The organism is Kosakonia sp. MH5, assembly GCF_009935945.1.
In the GTDB taxonomy this organism is placed as follows: Bacteria; Pseudomonadota; Gammaproteobacteria; order Enterobacterales; family Enterobacteriaceae; genus Kosakonia; species Kosakonia radicincitans.
The window spans coordinates 236562-260191 of the sequence record NZ_QODH01000002.1 but is presented as its reverse complement, the minus strand read 5'-3'; the positions used below and the strand labels follow the sequence as shown (position 1 = coordinate 260191).

Here is a 23630-nt window from a genome sequence, read left to right as displayed (position 1 = left end):
ACCATATGATTTAAGCCCCTATTCTTACTCATGACATAAGTATGCATTATGCTTCTGGTGTGCAAAACGTGACCACCATCAAAAAATAAGTCTTAGAATTCAAGTGGAAATGAACCGTTTCAGCCTTGCGTTTTTTGCGTCGCTCAAAGGCAATTTATTTAGCAACGAAAGTATTGTGTCGCCAAAGCCCGACACATTGTAAGTCACTAAAATTTCATAAAAAAAAGCCTCTTGTAAGGCCAAAAAATTAAGCGTACATTAGCCCCCGTTGGTGAGGAATTCACCCGAAATTCTGAGATGGAGCTGTGGCCAGAATGGAGATAATTCTCAATTTGGTTTTGGCGTAGTTTCACCTCTCTATACTCAGTCCTTGTTAAGGTCATTAAGTGCATACTGAAACGTATGCGGAGCGATGAACGTGAAATATTTCTTTATGGGCATTTCTGTGATGGTCATTGTGTGGGCCGGCACTTTCGCCCTGATGATCTGACCTGAGCTATTGATGCGGAAAAAAACAGGAGCCTCGCGGCTCCTTTTTTTTAGGGTTCAATATCTTCTGTTGCGCTTTTTTGCGTCACTGGCAGTAGCCCGTCGTTGCGGAACATCGTCTTAATGCCGCGTACCGCCTGACGGATACGATCGCGGTTTTCAATCAAGGCAAAACGAACATGGGTGTCGCCGTAATCACCAAAACCAATGCCAGGAGAGACGCACACTTTGGCGTCTTGCAGTAACTTTTTGGCAAACTCCAGCGAGCCCATCGCCGCATACGGTTCCGGAATTTTCGCCCATACATACATTGAGGCTTTTGGCATTTCAACCATCCAGCCCGCTTCATGCAGCCCTTTCACCAGCACGTCGCGGCGGCGCTTATACTGTGCGGCAATATCGCGTACGCACTGCTGATCCCCCTCCAGCGCAGCAATCGCGGCTACCTGCAATGGCGTAAACGTGCCGTAGTCATGGTAACTTTTAATGCGCGCCAGCGCGTTCACCAGCACCGGGTTACCGACCATAAATCCAATGCGCCAGCCGGCCATATTGTAGCTTTTCGAGAGTGTGAAAAACTCCACCGCAACGTCGCGCGCGCCCGGCACCTGCATAATCGACGGCGCTTTCCAGCCATCATAAACGATATCGGCATAAGCCAGATCGTGAACCACCAGCACGTCGTAACGTTTAGCCAGCGCGACCACTTTCTCAAAGAATTCCAGCTCCACGCATTGTGCCGTTGGGTTGGACGGGAAACCCAGAATCATCATCTTTGGTTTCGGGTAACTTTCACGGATCGCGCGTTCGAGCTCATTGAAAAAATCCACACCTTCAACCAACGGCACAGAGCGAACCTGCGCACCCGCAATCACCGCGCCATAAATGTGGATCGGATAGCTTGGGTTCGGCACCAGGACGGTATCACCGTGATCCAGTGTCGCCAGCATCAGATGCGCCAGCCCCTCTTTCGAACCGATGGTCACAATGGCCTCAGTTTCCGGATCGATCTCGACCTGATAGCGATCCTGATACCAGCGGGAAATAGCCCGACGCAGCCGAGGAATGCCGCGCGAAGTTGAATAGCCGTGAGTATCCGGACGCTGGGCAACCGTGCAAAGTTTCTCAACAATATGCGCTGGTGTTGCGCCGTCCGGGTTGCCCATACTGAAATCGATAATATCTTCACCGCGACGACGCGCAGCCATTTTCAGTTCAGCGGTGATATTAAAAACATAAGGGGGAAGACGATCGATACGCGTAAAACGACGTTCAGGACTGAAGTCAGCCATAGATTCCTCGGAGTAACGTTAGCGCCCGGACCGTCCGAGCGACGTCGCTGTCAACACAGCGTGCTTAAAACATATCCTGAAAAATTTCCTGCTGTCGAGAGAAAAAAGAAAAATAATGGTCAGGTATAAAAGAGGAACATCGATTTAGGAAAGGGAAATCAATCTCATCCTCTTATCACTAAATTGAGTGCTAAATTTAACAATATGATATCAATGTAATTACTTTTATTTTTCAGTATCTTTCGCCATTCGCCACTATCCTTTGAGCATCTTTTAATCCCCTTTTGGAAATATGGTCTTTCCCCATTGAACGAATGAATGTGGTGACTGGTTATCTGCGACAGGGTTCCTTATCATAGCTTTTTGACGTCATTCACCGAGTCCCCTGTGCACGAAATATTCGATATGTTATTGGCGGTTTTCGATCGCGCAGCATTAATGCTGATCTGCCTGTTCTTTTTGATCCGCATGCGCCTGTTTCGCGAACTGCTGCATAAAACCGCCCACACGCCAAAAGAATTGCTTGCAGTTACCGCGATCTTCTCCATGTTCGCCCTGTTCAGCACCTGGTCCGGCGTGCCGGTTGAAGGTTCGCTGGTTAACGTGCGTATTATTGCCGTTATGGCCGGCGGGATTCTGTTTGGCCCGTGGGTCGGCATCATTACCGGCGTCATCGCCGGGGTACACCGCTATCTGATCGACATTGGTGGCGTTACCGCAGTTCCATGCTTTATCACCAGTATTATTGCCGGGATTTTTTCGGGAATGATTAACCGAAAAGTTCCTAAAGCGCAGCACTGGCGCGTGGGGATCATTGGCGGAATGATTTGCGAAAGCCTGACCATGATTTTGGTAGTTGTCTGGGCACCAAGCATCGCGCTGGGGCTGGATATTGTCTCCAAAATCGGTGTGCCGATGATCCTCGGCAGCGTTTGTATCGGCTTTATTGTGCTGCTGGTGCAAAGTGTCGAAGGGGAAAAAGAGGCTATCGCGGGTCGACAGGCAAAACTGGCGCTGGATATTGCGAATAAAACATTGCCATTATTCCGTAACGTCAATAGCGACTCGCTGCGTCAGATATGCGATATCATTCGTCGCGATATAAAAGCCGATGCCGTGGCAATCACCAATACCGATCATGTGCTGGCGTACGTTGGTGTCGGCGAAAATAACTATCGCGACAGCGACGATATTCTCAGCCCGACCACGCATCAGTCGATCAGCACAGGCGAAATTATCATTAAAAACAATGATGAAGCCCACCGCACGCCTGAAATTCACTCCATGCTGGTGATCCCGTTACGGGAGCAGAGTGTGGTCACCGGTACGTTGAAGATCTACTATTGCCATGCTCATCAGATCACCTCCTCTTTACAGGAGATGGCGGTCGGGTTATCGCAAATTATCTCGACCCAACTGGAAGTTTCCCGCGCTGAGCAACTGCGTGAAATGGCGAACAAGGCAGAACTGCGCGCACTGCAAAGCAAAATAAACCCGCACTTCCTGTTTAATGCCCTGAATGCGATTTCTTCCTCTATTCGTCTCAACCCGGATACCGCCCGACAACTGATTTTCAATTTGTCGCGTTATCTGCGCTATAACATTGAATTAAAAGACGATGAGCAGATCGACATCAAAAAAGAGCTGTATCAAATTAAAGATTACATTGCGATCGAACAGGCGCGTTTTGGCGACAAATTGACCGTTATTTATGACATTGATGAAGAGGTCAGTTGTGTGATCCCCAGTCTGCTGATCCAGCCGCTGGTAGAAAACGCCATTGTGCACGGCATTCAGCCCTGTAAAGGCAAAGGCGTGGTAACGATAAGTGTGGAAGAGTGCGGCAACCGCGTACGTATCGCGGTTCGTGATACCGGCAACGGCATCGCACCGGAGATGATTGCCCGCGTTGAGGCCGATGAAATGCCGGGCAATAAGATTGGCCTGCTTAACGTTCACCAGCGCGTAAAATTGCTCTACGGCGAAGGATTACATATTCGCCGCCTGACACCGGGAACCGAAATCGCCTTTTATGTTCCGCGCTCGCCGTCCGCCACATTGTTGCCCTAACTGGAGAAGTCGATGAAGGTCATCATTGTTGAAGATGAATTCCTGGCGCAACAGGAGTTGAGCTGGCTGATAAAAGAGCACAGCCAGATGGAGATCGTCGGTACCTTTGACGATGGCCTTGATGTGCTGAAGTATTTGCAGCACAACAAGGTTGATGCGATTTTTCTGGATATCAATATTCCGTCGCTGGATGGCGTATTGCTGGCGCAAAACATCAGCCAGTTCGCACATAAACCCTTTATTGTGTTTATTACTGCGTGGAAAGAGCATGCAGTCGAAGCCTTCGAACTGGAAGCGTTTGACTACATTCTGAAGCCGTACCAGGAGTCGCGAATAATCAGCATGCTGCGGAAGCTGGAAGCGGCCTGGCAGCAGCAATCGGGTACCGCCAGCAGCCCGCAATCGCGGGAAAATGCCACGATTAATCTGGTGAAAGACGAACGCATTATCGTTACCAGCATTAACGATATTTATTATGCGGAAGCGCATGAAAAAATGACCTTCGTCTATACGAAGCGGGAATCGTACGTGATGCCGATGAATATCACTGAGTTTTGCAGCAAGCTGCCAACGGCGCATTTCTTTCGCTGCCACCGCTCGTACTGCGTGAATCTGGATAAAATTCGCGAGATCGAACCGTGGTTCAACAACACCTATATCTTGCGGCTGCGGGACCTGGATTTTCAGGTGCCCGTCAGCCGCAGCAAAGTTAAAGAATTCAGGCAGCTAATGAATCTTTAAAGGAAATGACCCAGCGTCTGGCGCAGATGTGCGCCAGAGCCGAGCAGGCCGGGGTTATCGTGCACAATGAGATAGACCGGAATGTCCTGCACATAGGACTTGAAACGCCCTTTATCTTCAAAGCCGCCGCGGAAACCGGAGGCGGTAAAGAAATCAAGGAAGCGAGGCACGATCCCGCCCGCGATATACACCCCGCCGAATGTACCGAGATTCAGCGCCAGGTTACCGCCAAAACGCCCCATAATGACGCAGAACAACGACAATGCGCGGCGGCAGTCAATGCAACTGTCCGCCAGCGCTCGTTCGGTAACATCTTTGGGTTGCAGATTCTCCGGTAAACGACCGTCAGATTTCACAATCGCCCGGTAAAGATTGACCAGCCCAGGACCAGAGAGTACACGTTCGGCGGAGACATGGCCGATTTCCGCCCGCAATTCTTCGAGGATAATCCCCTCTTCTTCACTGTTCGGTGCGAAATCGACGTGACCGCCTTCGCCCGGCAGACTCACCCAGCGTTTATCGACATGCACCAGATGCGCAACGCCAAGACCCGTACCAGCGCCGTAAACAGCGATCGGCTTGCCTTCCACCGCCTCACCGCCGCCAAACTGGATCAGGTGATCTTTTTTCAGCATCGGGATCGCCATTGATACGGCGGTAAAATCATTAATAATTTCCAGATGCGCAAAGCCGAGGTTTTTCTTCATTTCCGCAATCGAGAAAGCCCATGTGTGATTCGTCATCGCCACCCAGTCGCCGGTAATCGGACAAGCAATAGCGATGCAGCCGTCTTCCACGCTGACGTCATGTTCTTCAAGATAAACGCGCACTACGGCTTCCAGGCTCGGGTAATCGAGGCCGGAATAAGTTTTGGCCCGGGAGATATCACCACTGTCGACATCGCACAACGCTAAGCGCGCGTTGGTACCGCCCACGTCTCCCACTAAAGCATACTTTGTCATTCTTTTACGGCTCCGCTAAAGTCAGAATAAATCTTTGGCACACTGTAAATTCAAGGCGCTGTAACAACAACGACGATAACACGAGTGCCCCAGGATAATCGATCTACGTCACAGATTAACCCGCGGGCTGCCGCCAGATTGTTCTGCGTCGCCCCGACGTCTTTACAAGGACCTATGTATGCTTCATCCGCGAGCCAGAACACTGTTACTGCTGGCCCTGCCTGCGTTGACTATCGGCGTGGCCTCCAGCCTTGTGCTGCAACTGGTAATGAAGATCGCTTCGCTGCTGCAAGCCGTTTTGTGGAGCGGCATTCCGTGGCAACTGGGCATTGCGCCCGATTCGCCAGGCTGGATCTTATCGATACTGACGCTAACCGGGATCGCCGTTGGTCTGGTGATCCGTTTCAGTCGCGAACACGGTGGTCCGGATCCGGTGACCGTCCCGCTGATCAATGCGCCAGTGTCCGTCAAAGCATTGCCCGGCCTGGTGCTGGCGCTGATCCTCGGGCTGGCGGGTGGCGTTAGCCTTGGGCCGGAACATCCGGTAATGGTGCTAAATATTGCGCTCGCGGTGGCGCTGGGCACACGCATCTTCCCGCGCGTAGCGCCGCTGGACTGGACCATCCTCGCGTCGGCGGGCACCCTTGGCGCGCTGTTCGGTACGCCGGTAGCGGCAGCGCTAGTATTTTCACAAACCCTGACCGCCAGCAATGACGTGCCGCTGTGGGACCGTTTATTCGCGCCGCTGATGGCCGCCGCGGCTGGCGCGCTGACCACCAGCTTGTTCTCCCTGCCCCATTTTGCCCTGCCAATCCCCCATTATCCCCAGTTGCATATCGTCGATATCATCAGCGGCGCGGTGGTCACTGTTTTTGCCATCGCGCTGGGTATGGTTGCCGTCTGGTGCCTGCCGCGCCTGCACCGGTTGATGCACAAGCTGCATAACCCGGTGATAGTTCTTGGCGTTGGCGGCTTCCTGCTTGGCTTGTTGGGGATCATTGGTGGTCCGGTCACGCTGTTTAAGGGGCTGGACGAGATGCAACAACTGGCCTTCGCCCAGACGCTAACGGTGACGGATTACCTGCTGTTTGCGGTGGTAAAACTGGCTGCACTGGTGGTTGCTGCCGCTTGCGGTTTTCGCGGCGGGCGTATTTTTCCGGCGGTGTTTGTCGGTGTGGCGCTAGGGCTGATGCTGCATGAGCATGTTGATGCCGTACCCGCCGCCGTGACGGTTTCTTGCGCGGTGCTCGGTATGGTGCTGGTGGTAACGCGCGATGGCTGGCTGAGTCTGTTTCTTGCCGCCGTGGTGGTGCCGGATACCACGTTGCTGCCGCTGTTGTGCATCGTGATCCTTCCCGCCTGGCTGCTGCTTGCCGGGAAACCGATGATGATTGTTCCCCGGCGCGATCAATAACGCTTAGCTGTTACGCGCTTCGAGCGCGTGGGTGACTTCCCGTAGCAGATCCGGCAGATCGTTTTTTGGCAGCATCACTTCTATCAACGCAAGGCGGTGGTGATGCGCCGCCGCTTTCAGCGCTTCCGCCAATTGCACGGTTTCACTTACGCGCCAACATTCTGCCTGGCAGTCCACGCTTAAAGCATGGGGAAGATGGGTCCAGTTCCAGCGGGCAATGTCGTTATAGCGCTGTTTTGCGCCGTGAATAGCGCGTTCGACCGTATAGCCATCATTGTTGAGCAGTAAAATGATCGGCCGTTGCCCGTCACGCAGCATCGATCCCAGTTCCTGAATCGTCAGTTGCGCCGCGCCATCGCCAGTGATCAACACCACCCGGCGTTCCGGGCAGGCGGTTTGCGCGCCAAACGCGGCGGGCAGGCAAAAACCAATTGATCCCCACAGCGGCTGTACCAGCAGATCCGCTCCGGCAGGTAAACGCAGGGAGGCTGCGCCAAACGCCGCCGTGCCCTGATCCGCCAGCAAAATGTCATCAGGACGAATAAACTCCTGTACAGTCTGCCAGAATGTCTCCTGATTAAGTGTTCCCTGATGAACCGGGGCATGAGCAACCTGCGACGGGCGATGATTTGCTACGGAATGCGCTCTGGCACGCACGAGGGGAATCAATGCATTTATCGCCTCCCGCATCGGAATACCGCTAAACCACACATTGCCGACGCGGGCGGCAAACGGCTGGATTTCAATGGTACGCTCCTGCGCAAGTCGCTGGGTAAACCCGGCGGTCAGCGTATCGGTAAAACGTGTACCGATGCAGATTAGCGTATCCGCACCCTCTATCGCCTCTCGCACTAGCGCCGGGCTGGCCGCGCCGCTGTAGGTGCCAACAAAACCGGGTTGCGTTTCATCAAATAACCCTTTCCCCATTAGCAGTGTGGCATGCGGCAGCGGTGAATCTTTCATCCAGCATTGCAGCATTTTATGAACACCAAAACGGCGGGCGAGAAAGTCGGCCAACAACGCCACGCAGGAACCGGCTGATAACATCGCCTGCGCATGCTGACGAAAGGCATTCAGGCACGCTTCGTTTACCGGGAACGGGGAAATTTTGAGAGCGTTTACAGGCGGAATGGCAGGCATTTTCGCCACATCAGCAGGCAGCATCAGATAGCCTGGACGGGACTGTGTCAGCATCACTTCGAGCACACGATCGATCTCATAGCAGGCATTTTGCGCTGTTAAAATGGCGCGTGCGGCGGTGACCGGCTCACTCATCCGGTAAAAATGGTGGAAATCGCCGTCGCCAAGCGTGTGGTGCAGCAATTCACCCCGTTGCTGTACGCCGCTACAGGGCGCACCAACGATATGTAATAGCGGAACATATTCGGCATAGCTGCCAGCAACGCCGTTGATTGCGCTCAGTTCGCCCACGCCGAAGGTGGTTAATAACGCACTCGCTCCCCGACAACGCCCATAACCATCAGCGGCATAGGCGGCATTAAGTTCATTTGCACAACCCACCCACTGCACAGCCGGGTGTTGAATCACATGATCGAGAAATTGCAGGTTATAGTCGCCCGGCACGCCAAAAAGGTGGTGGATACCGCAGCCAGCAAGCCTGTCGAGTAAGTAGTCGGCAATTGAGTAATCACTTTGCATGTCGTTGATCCCTGACCTCTAACATTGATCTGAGTATTAAAGAAGTGTGATGAGAATCCAGGTTAGAGGTCATATTTCAGGTGGAAAGTAAGCTTTACGACACAACCCGGTGTACGCTCAGGAAGGCCAGTTTGTGTAAACGTATACACTCACGTAATAAAGACATAAAGGAGTACGGCATGGCTTATCAGGCAGATCCTGGGCGTTATCAAAACATGGCTTATCGTCGCTGCGGCGACAGCGGATTAAAGCTTCCGGCCATTTCCCTTGGGCTGTGGCACAATTTTGGTGATACCACGCTGCTGGAAAACAGCCGTCAGTTATTGCGGCACGCTTTCAATCTCGGTATTACGCACTTTGACCTTGCCAATAACTATGGACCACCGCCGGGATCGGCTGAACGCAATTTTGGTTGCATACTGCATGAGGATTTTCACTCCCTGCGGGATGAACTGATTATCTCCACTAAAGCCGGTTACACCATGTGGGATGGCCCGTATGGCGACTGGGGTTCCCGCAAGTATTTGATTGCCAGCCTCGATCAAAGCCTGCATCGGATGGGGCTTGAGTATGTGGATATTTTCTACCATCACCGCCCGGACCCGGAAACACCGCTGAAAGAGACGATGCGCGCGCTGGATCATATTGTGCGCCAGGGTAAAGCGCTGTATGTCGGCCTGTCTAACTACCCGGCAGCACAGGCGCGGGAAGCAATTGATATTCTTAATGATCTGGGAACACCTTGCCTGATCCATCAGCCCAAATATTCGATGTTTGAGCGCTGGGTTGAAGACGGACTGCTGGACGTGCTGCAGGAAAAAGGGGTGGGCAGCATTGCCTTCTCTCCGCTGGCTGGCGGCCAGCTAACCGACCGCTATTTGCAGGGGATCCCGGCGGATTCGCGCGCTGCCAGCGGCAGCCGTTTTCTGAATCCGGAGCAGCTCACCACACAAAAACTGGACATCGTGCGCGCGTTGAATGCGTTGGCGCAACGGCGTGGTCAGAAGCTGTCGCAGATGGCGCTGGCATGGGTACTGCGGGATGATAAGGTGACGTCAGTGCTGATTGGTGCCAGCAAGATAAGCCAGCTTGACGATGCGGTTGGCATGCTGGAAAACCGTCACTTCACTGCGGATGAACGTGCTGAGATCGATGCGATTCTGAACGGTACAAAATAAATACATTTTTAGCAAAAAGTGCTGCCATTCACGATTTAAGAGTTCCGCCAATAATACGGGGTATTGCCGCCCCGTAAAATTGTTGTAACAGGCCGTTTCGGCCCGATCGTGAGGAGAAGAGTATGTTCAGGTCACTGATTCTGGCAGCAGTGTTAATGGCTTCAGCGCCGCTGGTCGCTAATGCTGGCGAAATCACCCTGTTGCCGTCGATTAAATTACAAATTGGCGATCGCGATAACTATGGTAACTACTGGGACGGCGGACGCTGGCGTGACCGGGACTACTGGGGCCGCCACTATGAATGGCGCGGTAATCGCTGGTACAGACACGATCGTGGTTGGCATCGCGGCTGGGATAAACACGATGCTTACGAGCGCGGCTATCGTGAAGGCTGGCGTGACCGTGATGATCATCGCGGCCCAGGGCGCGGCCATCACCACTAATTTTCGTGCCGGAAGCGCTCTGCTAACCGGCATTCAACACCCTGCCCGCAACGCCAAACGGCTGCGGGCATTTTCATTATAAATCTGCAAGTGTTCCGACCAGCAGCCAGCCATTCAAGCTCACCACCAGCACCACAATTAACCAGCCTATGCGGTTTACCAGCGCGCTGTTTACCAGCCCGCCCATCAATTTACGGTCGCTGGTAAAGACCAGTAACGGCACCAGTGCCAGTGCGATGCCGAAGCTCAACAGCACCTGGCTCATCACCAGAATGCGGGTCGGATCAAGCCCCAGCCAGATCACGATAAACGACGGCATCATGGTAATGCTGCGGCGCACCCACAGCGGAATGTGAAAGCGGACAAATCCCTGCATCACCACCTGTCCCGCCAGCGTCCCCACCACGGTGGAAGAGAGACCTGCCGCCACCAGGCTCAGACCAAAAATAGTTGCCGCAGCATGGCTTAAAAGCGGTTCCAGCGTCAGATAAGCCTGATCGAGATCGGCCACGCCGGTATGTCCGTTGAAATGAAACGCCGCCGCTGCCGTCGCCATCATCGCCAGGTTAACAAAGCCGGCAATGGTCATGGCAATGCCCACGTCCCATTTTGTTGCAGAGTAGCGCTCGTGCTGCGTGCCCTGATGCAGATGCTGCGTCAGCGACGAATGCAGGTAAATCACGTGTGGCATGATGGTTGCGCCAAGCACACCAGCGGCAAGGAACACGGCATCCGTTCCCGGCAAACTGGGGATGATAATACCTTGCGCCAGTTGCGCCAGCTTCGGCTGCGAAAAGACCAGCTCAACAATGTATGCCGCCGCCACAAACAACAACAGCCCGCCAATGACTTTCTCAAGCGGTTTTTGCCCGCGACGCTGCAGCATCAAAATAAGGAATGTCGCAATACCAGTGAGTACTGCGCCTTGCAGAAGTGAAACGCCAAGGATCAATTTGAAGCCAATCGCAGCGCCAATAAATTCAGCCAGATCGGTCGCCATGGCGATGATTTCCGCCTGAATCCAGTAAAACCACACCAGCGGACGCGGATAGTGATCGCGGATCTGCTCAGCGAGATTTTTTCCGGTGGCGATACCGAGTTTGGCAGACAGCAACTGGATCAACATCGCCATAACGTTGGCCCACACGACAACCCACAGCAACTGGTAGCCAAAGCTGGCCCCTGCCTGGATATTGGTGGCGAAATTTCCCGGATCGATGTAGCCAATCGCGGCAATAAACGCAGGCCCCATTAACGCCAGCTTTAACTTGCGCGCTGCACGCCCACTGCTATTCTCAACGCGACTATTGTTCATTTATTGCCCCTAAATATAGCCTTTGCTATGTTTCATGTTAGCAAAATGAGAATGATTATCAAGTTCATTTAAAGTGGATTTACCTGATTTCTCTGATAGCCAGAAACGATAGAAGGGCCGGATCTCAAGGATGGTGACGGCGGTAGCAGGAACCATCGTCGAATTATGTTAAGAGTGTAGCATTTCAACGTAACTTTTCACTCCTTTACTTAACATAACAGAAATGTATGTTTGATCACTATTTTTGAGTCTGGTCACAGGACATCAATATAGTGTGTGTTTGATCTCGTTTTCTTTCCGCTTGTTACATAGAATGTGCACGAAATTTCTACCCGTCTCATATTTGGAGCAAATATGTCCCGCGTTCTGCACTTTGTACTGGCGCTTGCTGTTGTGGCGCTGCTTGCCCTGCTCTTCAGCAGCGATCGCAAGAAGGTCCGCATTCGTTTTGTTATTCAACTGCTGGTGATTGAAGTTTTACTGGCCTGGTTCTTCCTGAACTCTGACATTGGCCTTGGCTTCGTAAAAGGCTTCTCCGAAATGTTTGAAAAACTGCTCGGTTTTGCTAACGAAGGTACTAACTTCGTCTTCGGTAAAATGAATGACGAAGGCCTGGCGTTCTTCTTCCTGAAAGTGCTGTGCCCGATCGTCTTTATTTCTGCATTGATCGGTATTCTGCAACACATTCGTGTGCTGCCAATCATTATTCGCGCCATCGGGACGGTGCTTTCCAAAGTTAACGGCATGGGCAAACTGGAGTCCTTTAACGCCGTCAGCTCCCTGATTCTGGGTCAGTCCGAAAACTTTATCGCCTATAAAGATATCCTCGGCAAAATGTCACGCAACCGCATGTACACCATGGCCGCGACAGCAATGTCTACGGTTTCCATGTCCATCGTCGGCGCGTACATGACCATGCTCCAGCCGAAATATGTGGTGGCGGCGCTGGTACTGAACATGTTCAGCACCTTTATTGTTCTGTCGCTGATCAACCCGTACCGTGTTGAAGAGAGCGAAGAAAACCTGCAGATGGCAAAACTGCACGAAGGTCAGAGCTTCTTCGAAATGCTGGGTGAATACATTCTGGCGGGCTTTAAAGTGGCGATTATCGTGGCGGCAATGTTGATCGGCTTTATCGCGCTGATCTCCGGCCTGAACGCGCTGTTTGCTGCTATTTTCGGCATCTCCTTCCAGGGTATTCTCGGTTACATCTTCTATCCGATCGCCTGGGTTCTGGGTGTGCCGGCGCACGAAGCATTGCAGGTAGCCAGCATCATGGCAACCAAACTGGTGTCTAACGAATTCGTGGCAATGATGGATCTGCAAAAAATCGCAGCTAACCTCTCCCCGCGCTCTGAAGGCATCCTGTCAGTGTTCCTTGTTTCCTTCGCAAACTTCTCCTCTATCGGCATTATCGCTGGCGCGATCAAAGGCCTGAATGAAGAGCAAGGCAACGTCGTTTCCCGCTTTGGTCTGAAGCTGGTGTACGGCTCGACGCTGGTCAGCGTGCTCTCTGCCGCCATCGCCGCGCTGGTGATCTGATAGCGACACAAGCGACAAAAAACCGGGGAATTCCCCGGTTTTTTATTCGCCATCAACCAGCGGTTGCGGCTTGCCAAACAAATATCCTTGCAGATAATCCACTCCCGCTTCCAGCAGCAGTTCGCGTTGCGCTTCGTTTTCCACATACTCTGCCACAACGGTAAGCGATTTCGCTTTCGCCAACTCGCAAATGGCTTTCACAATCATCACATCTTGCTGATCCTGAAGAATATCCCGTACGAAACAGCCATCGATTTTGATGATATCCGCTTGTAGCCGTTTCAGGCGCTCAAAGTTGGCATAACCGGTACCGAAATCGTCAATAGCAATTTTGAATCCCGCCTGGCGCAATTGCAGGATGTTAAGAATGCTCACCTCAGAGTTAGAAAAAGCCTGCTCTTCGGTGATCTCAATAATCACCGCCTGCGGCGCTATCGCATAGCGCTCAAACAGTGCCAGAAATTGCGGAGCAAACGCTTTTTGCATCAGCGTCATTGGCATCAGATTCACTGAAAAACGCGCAGACTGGTTGTTTTGCGGATGCTGCTGCATCCATTGCAACAGGCGTTCAACCACCAGCATATCGAAGCGTGTTCCCAGGTTGAACTGCGCGATAACCGGGATAAATTGATCCGGCGTAATGATTTCACTCTCGCTGATAAGCCGGGTGAGAATTTCCTGATATCCCTTCCCTTGCGCATCAACAATCGGCTGGCCATAAAGCTGAATGCCATTTTCATCCAGCGCGCGTTTAACCTTATTAAGCAGCAAAACACGGTCCGTCGTCTGGTCAGCTACCGCCTGTAAACTGTTGGTAAGAGCCAGTACCTGATGCCCGACGCTGGCCTCCTCTGCCAGCCAGCTCAATTGCCCCAGCGTCTGATGCAGCGCTTCGCCGTACGCGTGCAGCTCCCCCCAGGAGGCGCCAAATTCGATATCAAGGCCGACGTTGTTCCAGAAGATGCGACGACTGTTCAGATAATCGGTCATATGCTGTAAGCGTGCCGCCGTTTCCGGCCCGTTTAACAGCAGCAACAGTTCACAGCCTGGCAACTGGAAAAAACGCTCGCCTTCCTGCAACAGGGATTGTAGCTGCCGGGTAACGCAGCGCTTCACATGCACCCGCATCATCATGCCGAAATGCTTGCTGAGAAACTCCATATTCTTCATGTGCAGACAACACACCACGCCGTTGGGCTGTTGTTCCATCTGTTTTTCCAGCGCGCGAAGATTTGGCAGACCGGTCAGCGGATCGCTCATTGCCTGTAACTGCCAGCGTCTTTTCAGCCACTCATTGCGGTGAAAAACCTGCGTCATATACAACATGCAAATGGTAAAGCTGATCAACACTGACATGACAAACGCCAGCGAGTAGTCGGAATTTACCCCCTGCAGGAAGTTATTGTTATAAGCCAGCAGCATAAACGCCGAAACAGACCAGCTAAGTGTAATAAATGAATAACTTAACCTGCTGATCCCCAGCGTAAAAAGGATGAAAATAATCGGTACTAAATATCCGGCAATATAGTCGGTTTTAAAAGGTGAGCACAATATAATAACGGTCGTAACTAACGCCCCCAGCCAGCCCAGCATAAATAATCGGTTTTTAGCTGATAAAAAAGGCTGACGATTGCGATACCAGAATGTTCGGGCAAAACGCGGATTGATTATCATCCGTAACGGATAATAGATAATCATGGTAAAAATGAGCGCTGCGCAAATCAGACTTTGTATATCAATTATGGAGAAAATGATTGCTCCGGAACCGAAAAAATTCGAGATATTAATCGGATAGTTAAACCAGGCTCCGGCAATATACATTGACGCCTTAATGCCAACAGGCGCAACAAATCCCATCCACACCACGCGTACCGCTATGTCTCTATTTGGCATACCGTGACGCCAGCGCGCGCCAAGCCGCCAGCGCACAATAGCGCAGACTGCAAATACCGGGAATAACTGGCAGAATAACAATACCGCCGCTTCCGTATACGGGAGATGAAATGTGCTCTCATTCACTACGGCAAAGCTAATGATTATTGGAATTATTCCATGACGGCCGAATAAAAAAATAATCGCCAGCATTACGCTTAATGGTAGCCATGCCAGAAATAGCGTAGAGGAATCGACAACTGCGCGCGGTGAAATAAAACGAGAAACAGAAAGCGCTACCAGGCATAAAATTAACGCGAGCAGAAATTTTCTTATACAACTGTATTTTTCATATGTCATCAAAGTTAATTAAATGATCCCGGCAGAAGAATAGAATAGCCAGAATAATAGGTTTATTCATTACATGAATCAAGTTATCAGACCGTCGAATAGCTTTCATTACTGCGGCTTTACCGGACTACTACTTTTCCAGTTTTTGCTGTAATAAATTGACAAATTGGAAGCCAGAAAAGCAAAAACCCCCGCGTAAACGCGAGGGTTTGAAATTTTGGTGGAGCTAAGCGGGATCGAACCGCTGACCTCTTGCATGCCATGCAAGCGCTCTCCCAGCTGAGCTATAGCCCCACAATTTGTCTTTACGCACCAACTCCGTTGGGTTCGGAATTTGGTGGAGCTAAGCGGGATCGAACCGCTGACCTCTTGCATGCCATGCAAGCGCTCTCCCAGCTGAGCTATAGCCCCATTGCGTAAAGCGTGTCGTGTTGACGGGCGGCATAATATGAATTCCCTTGCCAGGTGTCAACGGCAAAATCGTACCGCGTCAACCAATCGCTGAAAAAGCATGCAAATTAAGGACATTGCGTAGCTCCTCGCAGTCAGTAGTTAAACGTGTCACATTTTCCCGTAAAATGGTGCTATAACATAAGCCACTAATTACCCTTACAACCATTCGGGAAATTACATGCTCAAGGAACGAATGACACCAGAAGAGTTAGCCAGTCTTACCGGGTACAGCCGGCAAACCATCAATAAATGGGTGCGCAAAGAAGGCTGGATCACCTCGCCAAAACCCGGAGTGCAAGGAGGAAAAGCCCGGCTGGTGCATGTGAATGAGCAAGTCCGCGCCTTTATTCGCAGCGCACAGCGTAGCGAAGAGCCAGCCCCTGCGATGCGTACTATCAGCAACAACTCACTTGAAGCTTTGCTTATTTCGTTGGCGAAAGAGATGACCGACGCCGAGCAAAAGCAGCTCACCTCTCTACTCTTACGTGACGGCATAACCGGGTTATTGCAACGTCTTGGCATCCGCAATCAGAAATAAAATGATGAAACTCGCTAACAAAATGACGACTGAAGAGCTAGCCGATTTTCTCGGTGTTGCCAGACAAACCGTTAATCGCTGGATCCGTGAACAAGGCTGGCAAACGGAAGCGCTCCCCGGTATCAAAGGTGGTCGGGCAAGGCTGATTCACATCACCAAAGAAGTGCGGAATTTCGTGATGAAAACGCCTTCCATGCGCCAGCGCCATTCTCCTTACTCTATCGCAGAGCCGGCACCATCCTATGCGAGTGAAAATAGTTCGCTGCGGGAGATTGTCAAAGTTTTACAGAACATGACGCCCGAAGAACAGAAGCTGTTGGCGGTATTACTCGCCCGTGAAGGGATCTGTGGGTTCTTACAGCGTCTCGGTATAACGCAGACGATCGATGAGTAAAAAAACCGGCCTTGATGGCCGGTTTTTAGTTTGTGCGTTTAATGCGTATGTGGGTGATTTTCCCGACGATACGCACCCGGCGGCTGATTAAACGTGCGGGTAAAGGTACGTGTGAAGGTTTGTTGCGAATCAAAGCCGTACTTCAGGCAGATATCGTAAACCTTCTGATCGGTATTGCGTAAATCCTGCGCAGCAAGCGCCAGTTTACGCTCACGAATATAACGTCCAAGACTCTCCCCTTTGTACTGCATGAAGAGGCGTTGCAGGTGCCATTTGGAATAGCCCGCGTGCGCTGCAATATCATCAATACGTAACGGTTGATGGAGATTGTCGTCGATCCACTCGACGATAGTGTCGATAACCTGAGCGGAAATAGTCATACTGCGCTCCCCCTCTGCTCTTCGATTAATAAACGGGTTTATTCCCACCAGGCACGGAATTCCTGCGCATCGTTAGCCGCAAGAACCGGTTCGCCCAGCATCGGTGTTAGTAAACGAAAACTTTTGCCCCGACTTGCTGCCGCCAGCCGTTTGTACGGATCGTCCCATGTGTGTTTTGCCAACACAAAACGCCCCGCGTGGCCCGGCAGAACCGCGCGTGCATTAATCTCTTCCGCCGCCTGCGCGGCCTGTTCCGGCATCATGTGGATGTACTTCCAGTCTTCGTCATACTGACCGTTTTCCATGATGGCGATGTCCACCGGGCCAAACTGCTCGCCGATGGCTTTAAAATGCGGGCCATAGCCGGTATCGCCGCTGTAATAGACCTTGCGCTGGTCGGTGACGAACATAAAACTGGCCCACAGCGTCTGGTTACGTTTCAGGCCGCGCCCGGAAAAATGGCGCGCCGGCAGCACATGTACCGTCAGTTCATCGCCGATCGCCACCTTCTGCTGCCAGTCCGCTTCATGAATAATCTGCGAATTCATGCCCCAGTAACGCAGGTGCGAACCGACGCCCAGCGGCGTCACGACCCGTTTGATTTTCGGCATCAGCGCTTTGATGGTGGCGTAATCCAGATGGTCATAGTGATCGTGAGAAATGATCAGCAGATCGATCTCCGGCAGGCTCTGCGCTGTCCATGCCTCATTCCCGGCAAACGCTTTATTGAGAAATGAAAACGGCGCGGCGTAGTCGCTCAGCACTGGATCGATCAGGATGCGTTTGCCCGCCAGTTGCAAGTACCACGAAGAGTGCCCCATCCATACCAGCGTGTCCTGTTCCACAGGCAGGCTGGCGAGATCCGTTTGCACTATTGGCAGCTGCTGCTGAGGACGGACATTTTCCCGTTTGGTGACCAGAAAATCCCACCACGCGGCCAGCATATTTTTCTTGCCGGTAAAACCTGGCGTCGGCAGCGTATTTTGAAATTTGCCGTCACGGTAATGGGGTGATTTTTCGACTTCCGTAAGCTGTTCGCCTTGCGGCGCTTTGCCAAATCCTGCATTTAAAACAAAGGGTAAACTGGCGGCGGACGCAACGAGCATAACCATGACCACGCTGAAAATGAGACGCTTCATATCCTGACCCGAAGAAATCGCTCCAGTCCGTAGAGACGATATGAACTAAACTTGATTATGAGTGAGTAAGCACTCATTATAGAAAGCAACAGCAAACCGTCAAGATCATTTTCTTTCTTTGACATTCGACGTTGCAGCCTCCTGGTGGGCATGTTTCAATCGTGGTTTTTATAACGTGTGAGGAAAAATGTAGTGGCTCGTCCAAAGAGTGAAGACAAAAAGCAAGCGTTACTGGAAGCAGCAACCGAAGCCATCGCGCAGTCCGGGATCGCCGCTTCCACCGCCTTAATAGCCCGCAATGCGGGAGTTGCGGAAGGGACGCTGTTTCGCTACTTCGCCACCAAAGACGACCTGCTGAATGCACTTTACCTGCATCTGAAAACTGACTTGTGCGGCACCATGCTGGAGAATCTCGATCGCTCCATCAACGATCCGAAAGTGCATACGCATTCGGTCTGGGACAGCTATATCGACTGGGGAATTCGTCATCCCAACGGCCACTGTGCGGTGCGGCAAATTTCCGTCAGCGAAAAACTGCGCCCGGAAACGCGCCAGCAGGTTACCGATATCTTTCCGGAGCTGCACGAGCTCTGCCACCGCTCGGTATTGCCGATTTTTCTCGACGGCGAATTCGCGCCTTTTGGCGATGCCATTTTCCTGACGCTGGCGGATACCACCATTACCTTTGCCAGCCGCGATCCCTCCCGCGCCAAAGAGATCAAACGCCTCGGTTTTGAAGCGATGTGGCGCGCACTGACCGCTGAGGGGATAGATGGACAGTAAAACATTGCAGGCCTGCGCGCACCGTATTGCGCTTGAGATGCCGTTTACCGAGCACTGTTGGCCGTTTGGCCCGGAATATGATGTGTTCAAAGTGTGTGGCAAAATTTTTATGCTGACTGCCACCGCCCATGGCAGGCCAATGGTAAACCTGAAAGCAGAGCCGCAAACCGCCCTGCTCAACCAGCAAATCTACCCCAGTATTGAACCGGGGTATCACATGAACAAAAAGCACTGGATTTCCGTCTATGCGGGAGAAGAGATCGACGAATCGCTGCTTGCCTCGCTGATTCAGGCCTCGTGGGATCGGGTGGTGGATGGCCTTTCGCGTAAACAGCAACAGCGCCTGCGCCCTACGCGTTCTCAGCCAGCCAGCTAAGCGCCCGCTCGCCCGCTGCATCCACCGGCAGATAAACCAGCAGCCGCGAACCGTTACGCGGCGCTGAGTACCAGTACATTTGCTGTAAGGTAAACTCTCCCAGTTGCGGATGGGTAAACAGTTTCAGCTTGTTTTCCACGCCGCGCACATCCAGATATTTCCGCCACAGTGTGGCAAACTCGCTGGACGCCGCGCAAAAACGCGCCAGCTTCGCTTCCCATAACGGATCGCCACGGTGCTCCGCCATCGCCGCACGAAAATAGGCCACAAATGTCTGCAATATGCTGTCATCGCTGCCAAGACGGTTGCGCCACTGCGGATGCGTGAGATAAAGGTAGATGCAATTACGCTCATCTTCGGGGATTTCACCGAATTTAATCCCCATCAGGCGTTCAAAAGCGACATTCCACGCCACAATATCAAAATTAGGTTTCTGAATACTGGCCGGTTGCGGCAGCAGGCTATCCAGCAGACGGCGTGTGCCCTCACTAATTCCCTCGCATTGCGGCACATTCAGCGTTTCGGCAGGCGCTAATCCGGCGAGTAAAAACAGGTGCCGCGTTTCAGTGGGAGAACACTGCAACGCGCTGGCAATGGCCTGTAAAACCGCTGACGAAGGGTTCACATCCCGTCCCTGCTCCAGCCAGGTATACCAGGTGACGCCAACATCAGCCAGCAGCGCCACTTCTTCACGTCGCAGTCCCGGCGTGCGCCGCCGACCACTGCGCGGCAGCCCCAGACGCTGCGGATCGAGACTCTCCCGGCGGGCGCGTAAAAATGCGCCGAGCTGTTTGCGGTTTTCATCCTGGATGGTCACATCCATCATTCGATCGCTTATCAGCGTCATCACACTCTCCAGCATGGTAGTGCCAATACCAGTATACGTAAGAACTGGTACCCGTTTTTCTAATCGGTGATGCTACGTCTATCTGATGAATGACGCAATGGAGTCACCATGAAAACGTCTGCTGTTTCACCAGGCCGGGCAGGCCTGATCCTTCTGCTGACCGGGCAGATGCTGCCCCAGATAGATACTTCAATCACCAACGTTGCGCTCGATTCTATCACCCAATCGTTGCACACCAGCGCCACGCAACTGGCGTTGATCGTCGCCCTGTACGGCGTGGCATTTGCCGTCTGTCTGGCGATGGGCAGCAAGCTGGGCGATAACTTTGGCCGCAAGCGCCTGTTTTTAGCGGGCGTAGCGCTCTTCGGCCTCGCCTCGCTGCTGTGCGGCCTGGCAAACTCTGTCTCCGCTCTGTTGGCCGCCCGCACGTTGCAGGGCATCGGCGCGGCGCTGATCGTGCCGCAAATTCTCGCCACATTGCATGTCACGTTAAAAGGCACCGCGCATGCCCGCGCCATTAGTCTGTATGGCGGTATTGGCGGCGTGTCATTCATTATTGGCCAGATGTGCGGCGGCTGGCTGGTATCGGCAGATATCGCCGGGCTGGGCTGGCGCAACGCCTTCTTTATCAACGTACCGATTTGTCTGCTGATACTGGCGCTGAACCGCTACCTGCCGGAGACGCGCAACGACACCCGGACACGTATTGACTGGCAGGGCACTTTCGCGCTGGCGCTAATCCTCTGCTGTCTGCTGTTCCCGCTGGCGCTTGGCCCGGATCTGCACTGGCCGTGGCCAACACAGGCCGCGCTGCTGGCGCTGTTCCCGCTGGCTCTGTGGATGCGTACCAGCGCCTTGCAACAACAGCGCGCCGGTCTGATTCCGCTGGTGCCGCCGCATCTGCTTAAGCTGCACAGCGTTCGTTTTGGTCTGCTGATTGCGCTGCTGTTTTTCACTGCCTGGTCCGGCTTTATGTTCTGCATGGCGCTGACGTTGCAGGCGGGCATGGGAATGACGCCGTACCAGTCCGGCAACAGCTTTGTGGCGCTCGGTATCGCCTATTTTGTCTCCGCCTGGTATGCGCCGAAACTGATTGCCCGTTACAGCATGCGTACGATTTTACTGACCGGGCTGGTCATCCAGGTGAGCGGCCTGCTGGCGCTGATTGCTACGTTGCAGCTCTCCGGGCGGATGGTCGGCGTGCTGGCGCTGGCGCCTTCCACTGCGCTCATTGGCTACGGCCAGGCGCTGATTGTGAACAGCTTTTACCGCATCGGAATGCGGGATATCACCACGCAGGATGCAGGCGCTGGCAGCGCGCTGCTCAGCACGCTGCAACAGTCGACACTGGGTCTCGGGCCGGCCGCGCTTGGCAGCGTATTTCTCTATCTGGTCGGTCAGTCAAACGGCAATTACAGCACCGCGCTGAGCGGCTTTCTGGTGACAGAAGTGGTCATGATGCTGGTACTGGCAGCAGCGGCAGTCAGCGCGCGCCAGCAACTGGCTCACCGTTGTCCGGCCAGTTAAAGAACGCTATCCGTTGTCGCGAAACAGGAGTAGTGTTATCACTTTGTTACGAAGGGAGCGAAGCGGTGGAACTCGATATTTATCAGGTGGACGCGTTCAGTGCGCGTCCTTTTTCTGGCAACCCGGCGGGCGTATGCATCACGCCGCACGGGCTGGAAAGCGGGTTAATGCAGCAGATTGCCGATGAGATGGCGGTGTCGGAAACCGCGTTTCTCAATCTTGCCGATAACAACCTGCGCTGGTTCACTCCGCAGGCTGAAGTGGATTTGTGCGGCCACGGTACGTTGGCGACGGCACATATCCTGCGCCAGACCGGGCTGCTGCAAGTGGGTGATACGATCACGTTTCAGACACTCTCTGGCCCGCTATCCGCCACGCTCGGCGCAGCGAGTATCCAGCTCGATTTCCCGTTACTCACCCCGCAACTGCACAGCGCGGTGCCGCCCGCATTACTTGATGCGCTGGGGCTGGAGAGCGCGCAAGTGCGAGATTACGGCCAGTTTGGCCCAAAACAGCTGGTGGTGGTTGAGGATGCGCAGATCGTGCAGGCATTGCAGCCCGACTTCCAGGCCCTGAGCGCATTACCGGGACGCGGTGTGGCCGTTACCGCGCCAGGTGATGGGGAATATGATGTGCTGTCGCGCTATTTTGCACCGTGGGTTGGCGTCAATGAAGATCCGGTCACCGGCTCGGCGCACTGTGCGCTGGCAGCCTACTGGTCCGAGCGACTGGGTAAGCGCTCGCTTACCGCTTACCAGGCATCACGGCGCGGCGGCGTGCTGGCGCTTCACTGCACCGACGATGGCCGCGTGCAGATGAGCGGCGCGGCACATACGGTGCTGGCAGGAACGTTACGCCTTTGATGGCAGGCGCGACACCATACGCCAGCGGAACCAGATCTGTGCAAGCAGGATCAGCACTCCGCCGATAATTTTTTGCAGCGGCAGACGTTCGCCGTACCAGAGGGAGGCGGCAATCACCGTCAATAGCGGCTCCAGCACCATAATAATGGCGGCGCTGGCAACGGCGGCATATTTCTGCCCCTGCAATTGCAGGCCAAAGCGCAAACTGGTGGCTATCAGGATGCTGGCCGCCAGCCAGCCTGCGGTGGTGGCGGTGAACGGCTGCGTCCATGATTCAAACAGCGCCGAAATCGCTAATCCGGCGATACCGGTAATCGCCAGTTGCACTGCGGTCAACGACAGCAGCGGCACTTCCCGCGCACAGCGGCTGGTATAGCAAAAGTAGATCGATTGCACGAACGCCGTCAGCAGGAACCAGCCCTGGCTGGCATGAAATGTAATAGGCATATGCAGGCTTAACAGCCCGAGGCCGATAATCGCCACCGGCAGGCACTCCCAGTATGCGCGCGCTGGTCGGGTGCGCATCATTCCCCAGGCAACCAGCGGCACAAACAGCATCGACAGGCTCATGATAAATGCCCCCTCGCCCAGCGACGCCGTGGTCGATACCGACCAGATCCACAGACACAGATTAAGCGCCATCCACAGGCCGCTAATCACCACCTGGCGCATTTTTTCCCACGGAATACGCTGCCCACGACAAAACGGCAGCAGCACCAGCGCGGCGCCGAAAAAACGCAGCCCGAGAAAGGCGAAGACCGGCATACCAGAAATCGCCTCGCGGGAGAAAATCCAGCCGCAGGCGGCAATCATGGTGGTCAGAACGAGGAAGAGGTCGGCTTGTCGTTTCCGGGTCATGTCAGCTCCAGAACAATAAAAAAGCCAGCGCGGACGGCTGGCGAAATTTCTCGTTATCATGCCTGAAATAGCAGGCGCTGGCGCGGGAAATATCACGTCAGTCCATCATTACGCTTTCTGATATTACGTCAGTGTAATCAATGG

At 53.3% G+C, this 23630-nt stretch carries 22 protein-coding genes and 2 tRNA genes; 13 read left to right on the top strand and 11 right to left on the bottom strand.

Annotated features, from left to right (window positions below; all coding sequences use genetic code 11):
- Positions 1–418 precede the first annotated feature (418 nt).
- Positions 419–490, top strand: coding sequence for a membrane protein YpdK (ypdK, locus tag DK872_RS07610; protein ID WP_099458783.1), 72 nt, complete (start codon positions 419–421; stop codon positions 488–490).
- 49 nt (positions 491–539) lie between these two features.
- Here ypdK and alaC read toward each other — a convergent pair whose 3' ends face one another.
- On the bottom strand, positions 540–1781 hold the full coding sequence (gene alaC, locus DK872_RS07605) for an alanine transaminase (RefSeq protein ID WP_007370991.1): 1242 nt from the start codon (positions 1779–1781) through the stop codon (positions 540–542).
- Between the two features lie 387 nt (positions 1782–2168).
- Between alaC and DK872_RS07600 the strand changes: the two genes are divergently transcribed.
- Positions 2169–3851, top strand: coding sequence for a sensor histidine kinase (locus tag DK872_RS07600; RefSeq protein ID WP_090396379.1), 1683 nt, complete (start codon positions 2169–2171; stop codon positions 3849–3851).
- Between the two features lie 12 nt (positions 3852–3863).
- Positions 3864–4592, top strand: a complete 729-nt coding sequence (locus tag DK872_RS07595) for a LytTR family DNA-binding domain-containing protein (protein ID WP_007370989.1) — start codon at positions 3864–3866, stop codon at positions 4590–4592.
- On the opposite strand, the gene glk is transcribed toward DK872_RS07595, so the two are convergent.
- Complete coding sequence (gene glk, locus DK872_RS07590) at positions 4589–5554, bottom strand: glucokinase (RefSeq protein WP_007370988.1); 966 nt, start codon at positions 5552–5554, stop codon at positions 4589–4591. The two genes, DK872_RS07595 and glk, sit on opposite strands and share 4 nt — an antisense overlap.
- 178 nt (positions 5555–5732) lie before the next feature.
- On the opposite strand from glk, the gene DK872_RS07585 reads away from it, so the two are divergent.
- A complete protein-coding gene (locus DK872_RS07585; RefSeq protein ID WP_007370987.1) occupies positions 5733–6968 on the top strand; it encodes an ion channel protein in 1236 nt (411 codons plus the stop codon).
- 3 nt (positions 6969–6971) lie between these two features.
- Here the strand turns inward: DK872_RS07585 and DK872_RS07580 are convergent, their stop codons facing one another.
- The gene (locus tag DK872_RS07580) at positions 6972–8627 is read right to left on the bottom strand and encodes an alpha-keto acid decarboxylase family protein (RefSeq protein WP_161518205.1); all 1656 of its coding nucleotides are present in this window, start codon (positions 8625–8627) and stop codon (positions 6972–6974) included.
- A 179-nt stretch (positions 8628–8806) separates the two neighbouring features.
- Between DK872_RS07580 and mgrA the strand changes: the two genes are divergently transcribed.
- Positions 8807–9805, top strand: coding sequence for an L-glyceraldehyde 3-phosphate reductase (gene mgrA, locus DK872_RS07575; protein ID WP_161518204.1), 999 nt, complete (start codon positions 8807–8809; stop codon positions 9803–9805).
- 122 nt (positions 9806–9927) lie between these two features.
- Positions 9928–10248 carry a DUF2502 domain-containing protein YpeC gene (gene ypeC, locus DK872_RS07570; RefSeq protein WP_007370984.1) on the top strand — a complete coding sequence of 107 codons (321 nt, stop codon included), beginning with the start codon at positions 9928–9930 and terminating at the stop codon, positions 10246–10248.
- Positions 10249–10324: 76 nt separating this feature from the next.
- On the opposite strand, the gene DK872_RS07565 is transcribed toward ypeC, so the two are convergent.
- A complete protein-coding gene (locus DK872_RS07565; protein WP_007370982.1) occupies positions 10325–11563 on the bottom strand; it encodes an Nramp family divalent metal transporter in 1239 nt (412 codons plus the stop codon).
- A gap of 354 nt (positions 11564–11917) precedes the next feature.
- Between DK872_RS07565 and DK872_RS07560 the strand changes: the two genes are divergently transcribed.
- The gene (locus DK872_RS07560; protein WP_007370980.1) at positions 11918–13105 is read left to right on the top strand and encodes a NupC/NupG family nucleoside CNT transporter; all 1188 of its coding nucleotides are present in this window, start codon (positions 11918–11920) and stop codon (positions 13103–13105) included.
- Between the two features lie 42 nt (positions 13106–13147).
- Here the strand turns inward: DK872_RS07560 and DK872_RS07555 are convergent, their stop codons facing one another.
- From DK872_RS07555 to DK872_RS07545, 3 genes are all read right to left on the bottom strand, one after another.
- A complete protein-coding gene (locus tag DK872_RS07555) occupies positions 13148–15337 on the bottom strand; it encodes an EAL domain-containing protein (RefSeq protein WP_161518203.1) in 2190 nt (729 codons plus the stop codon).
- A gap of 209 nt (positions 15338–15546) precedes the next feature.
- A tRNA-Ala gene (locus tag DK872_RS07550) sits at positions 15547–15622 on the bottom strand.
- 41 nt (positions 15623–15663) lie between these two features.
- A tRNA-Ala gene (locus DK872_RS07545) sits at positions 15664–15739 on the bottom strand.
- A 220-nt stretch (positions 15740–15959) separates the two neighbouring features.
- Between DK872_RS07545 and DK872_RS07540 the strand changes: the two genes are divergently transcribed.
- A complete protein-coding gene (locus DK872_RS07540; RefSeq protein ID WP_035889037.1) occupies positions 15960–16319 on the top strand; it encodes a YfeC-like transcriptional regulator in 360 nt (119 codons plus the stop codon).
- A gap of 1 nt (position 16320) precedes the next feature.
- Positions 16321–16713, top strand: a complete 393-nt coding sequence (locus tag DK872_RS07535; protein ID WP_007370977.1) for a YfeC-like transcriptional regulator — start codon at positions 16321–16323, stop codon at positions 16711–16713.
- Between the two features lie 38 nt (positions 16714–16751).
- Here the strand turns inward: DK872_RS07535 and DK872_RS07530 are convergent, their stop codons facing one another.
- Both DK872_RS07530 and DK872_RS07525 read right to left on the bottom strand, forming a co-directional pair.
- A complete protein-coding gene (locus DK872_RS07530) occupies positions 16752–17093 on the bottom strand; it encodes a RamA family antibiotic efflux transcriptional regulator (protein WP_007370976.1) in 342 nt (113 codons plus the stop codon).
- 38 nt (positions 17094–17131) lie between these two features.
- Positions 17132–18232 carry an MBL fold metallo-hydrolase gene (locus DK872_RS07525; protein ID WP_090396373.1) on the bottom strand — a complete coding sequence of 367 codons (1101 nt, stop codon included), beginning with the start codon at positions 18230–18232 and terminating at the stop codon, positions 17132–17134.
- Positions 18233–18424: 192 nt separating this feature from the next.
- Here DK872_RS07525 and DK872_RS07520 point away from each other — a divergent pair, with 192 nt between their 5' ends.
- Together DK872_RS07520 and DK872_RS07515 are read left to right on the top strand one after the other, a co-directional pair.
- Positions 18425–19015: a TetR/AcrR family transcriptional regulator gene (locus tag DK872_RS07520; protein WP_007370974.1), complete on the top strand. Its 591-nt coding sequence runs from the start codon at positions 18425–18427 to the stop codon at positions 19013–19015.
- Positions 19005–19391: an MmcQ/YjbR family DNA-binding protein gene (locus DK872_RS07515; RefSeq protein WP_007370973.1), complete on the top strand. Its 387-nt coding sequence runs from the start codon at positions 19005–19007 to the stop codon at positions 19389–19391. Before DK872_RS07520 ends, DK872_RS07515 begins: the two co-directional genes overlap by 11 nt.
- Here DK872_RS07515 and DK872_RS07510 read toward each other — a convergent pair.
- Complete coding sequence (locus DK872_RS07510) at positions 19366–20238, bottom strand: helix-turn-helix transcriptional regulator (RefSeq protein WP_071921133.1); 873 nt, start codon at positions 20236–20238, stop codon at positions 19366–19368. The two genes, DK872_RS07515 and DK872_RS07510, sit on opposite strands and share 26 nt — an antisense overlap.
- Before the next feature lie 108 nt (positions 20239–20346).
- On the opposite strand from DK872_RS07510, the gene DK872_RS07505 reads away from it, so the two are divergent.
- Together DK872_RS07505 and DK872_RS07500 are read left to right on the top strand one after the other, a co-directional pair.
- The gene (locus DK872_RS07505; protein WP_007370971.1) at positions 20347–21765 is read left to right on the top strand and encodes an MFS transporter; all 1419 of its coding nucleotides are present in this window, start codon (positions 20347–20349) and stop codon (positions 21763–21765) included.
- A gap of 32 nt (positions 21766–21797) precedes the next feature.
- The gene (locus tag DK872_RS07500) at positions 21798–22628 is read left to right on the top strand and encodes a PhzF family phenazine biosynthesis protein (RefSeq protein ID WP_244157404.1); all 831 of its coding nucleotides are present in this window, start codon (positions 21798–21800) and stop codon (positions 22626–22628) included.
- On the opposite strand, the gene DK872_RS07495 is transcribed toward DK872_RS07500, so the two are convergent.
- Positions 22617–23486, bottom strand: coding sequence for a DMT family transporter (locus tag DK872_RS07495; protein ID WP_161518202.1), 870 nt, complete (start codon positions 23484–23486; stop codon positions 22617–22619). The genes DK872_RS07500 and DK872_RS07495 overlap by 12 nt on opposite strands.
- Positions 23487–23630: the final 144 nt, after the last annotated feature.

Bases quoted from the DNA above. Each gene is read 5' to 3' on its own strand.
- glk (WP_007370988.1), bottom strand. From the start codon at position 5,554: ATGACAAAGTATGCTTTAGTGGGAGACGTGGGCGGTACCAACGCGCGC.
- DK872_RS07530 (WP_007370976.1), bottom strand. From the start codon at position 17,093: ATGACTATTTCCGCTCAGGTTATCGACACTATCGTCGAGTGGATCGAC.
- DK872_RS07540 (WP_035889037.1), top strand. From the start codon at position 15,960: ATGCTCAAGGAACGAATGACACCAGAAGAGTTAGCCAGTCTTACCGGG.
- DK872_RS07495 (WP_161518202.1), bottom strand. From the start codon at position 23,486: ATGACCCGGAAACGACAAGCCGACCTCTTCCTCGTTCTGACCACCATG.
- DK872_RS07565 (WP_007370982.1), bottom strand. From the start codon at position 11,563: ATGAACAATAGTCGCGTTGAGAATAGCAGTGGGCGTGCAGCGCGCAAG.
- alaC (WP_007370991.1), bottom strand. From the start codon at position 1,781: ATGGCTGACTTCAGTCCTGAACGTCGTTTTACGCGTATCGATCGTCTT.
- DK872_RS07560 (WP_007370980.1), top strand. From the start codon at position 11,918: ATGTCCCGCGTTCTGCACTTTGTACTGGCGCTTGCTGTTGTGGCGCTG.
- DK872_RS07580 (WP_161518205.1), bottom strand. From the start codon at position 8,627: ATGCAAAGTGATTACTCAATTGCCGACTACTTACTCGACAGGCTTGCT.
- ypeC (WP_007370984.1), top strand. From the start codon at position 9,928: ATGTTCAGGTCACTGATTCTGGCAGCAGTGTTAATGGCTTCAGCGCCG.
- DK872_RS07535 (WP_007370977.1), top strand. From the start codon at position 16,321: ATGATGAAACTCGCTAACAAAATGACGACTGAAGAGCTAGCCGATTTT.
- DK872_RS07510 (WP_071921133.1), bottom strand. From the start codon at position 20,238: ATGACGCTGATAAGCGATCGAATGATGGATGTGACCATCCAGGATGAA.
- DK872_RS07555 (WP_161518203.1), bottom strand. From the start codon at position 15,337: ATGACATATGAAAAATACAGTTGTATAAGAAAATTTCTGCTCGCGTTA.
- DK872_RS07525 (WP_090396373.1), bottom strand. From the start codon at position 18,232: ATGAAGCGTCTCATTTTCAGCGTGGTCATGGTTATGCTCGTTGCGTCC.
- DK872_RS07595 (WP_007370989.1), top strand. From the start codon at position 3,864: ATGAAGGTCATCATTGTTGAAGATGAATTCCTGGCGCAACAGGAGTTG.
- DK872_RS07585 (WP_007370987.1), top strand. From the start codon at position 5,733: ATGCTTCATCCGCGAGCCAGAACACTGTTACTGCTGGCCCTGCCTGCG.
- DK872_RS07505 (WP_007370971.1), top strand. From the start codon at position 20,347: ATGAAAACGTCTGCTGTTTCACCAGGCCGGGCAGGCCTGATCCTTCTG.
- DK872_RS07515 (WP_007370973.1), top strand. From the start codon at position 19,005: ATGGACAGTAAAACATTGCAGGCCTGCGCGCACCGTATTGCGCTTGAG.
- mgrA (WP_161518204.1), top strand. From the start codon at position 8,807: ATGGCTTATCAGGCAGATCCTGGGCGTTATCAAAACATGGCTTATCGT.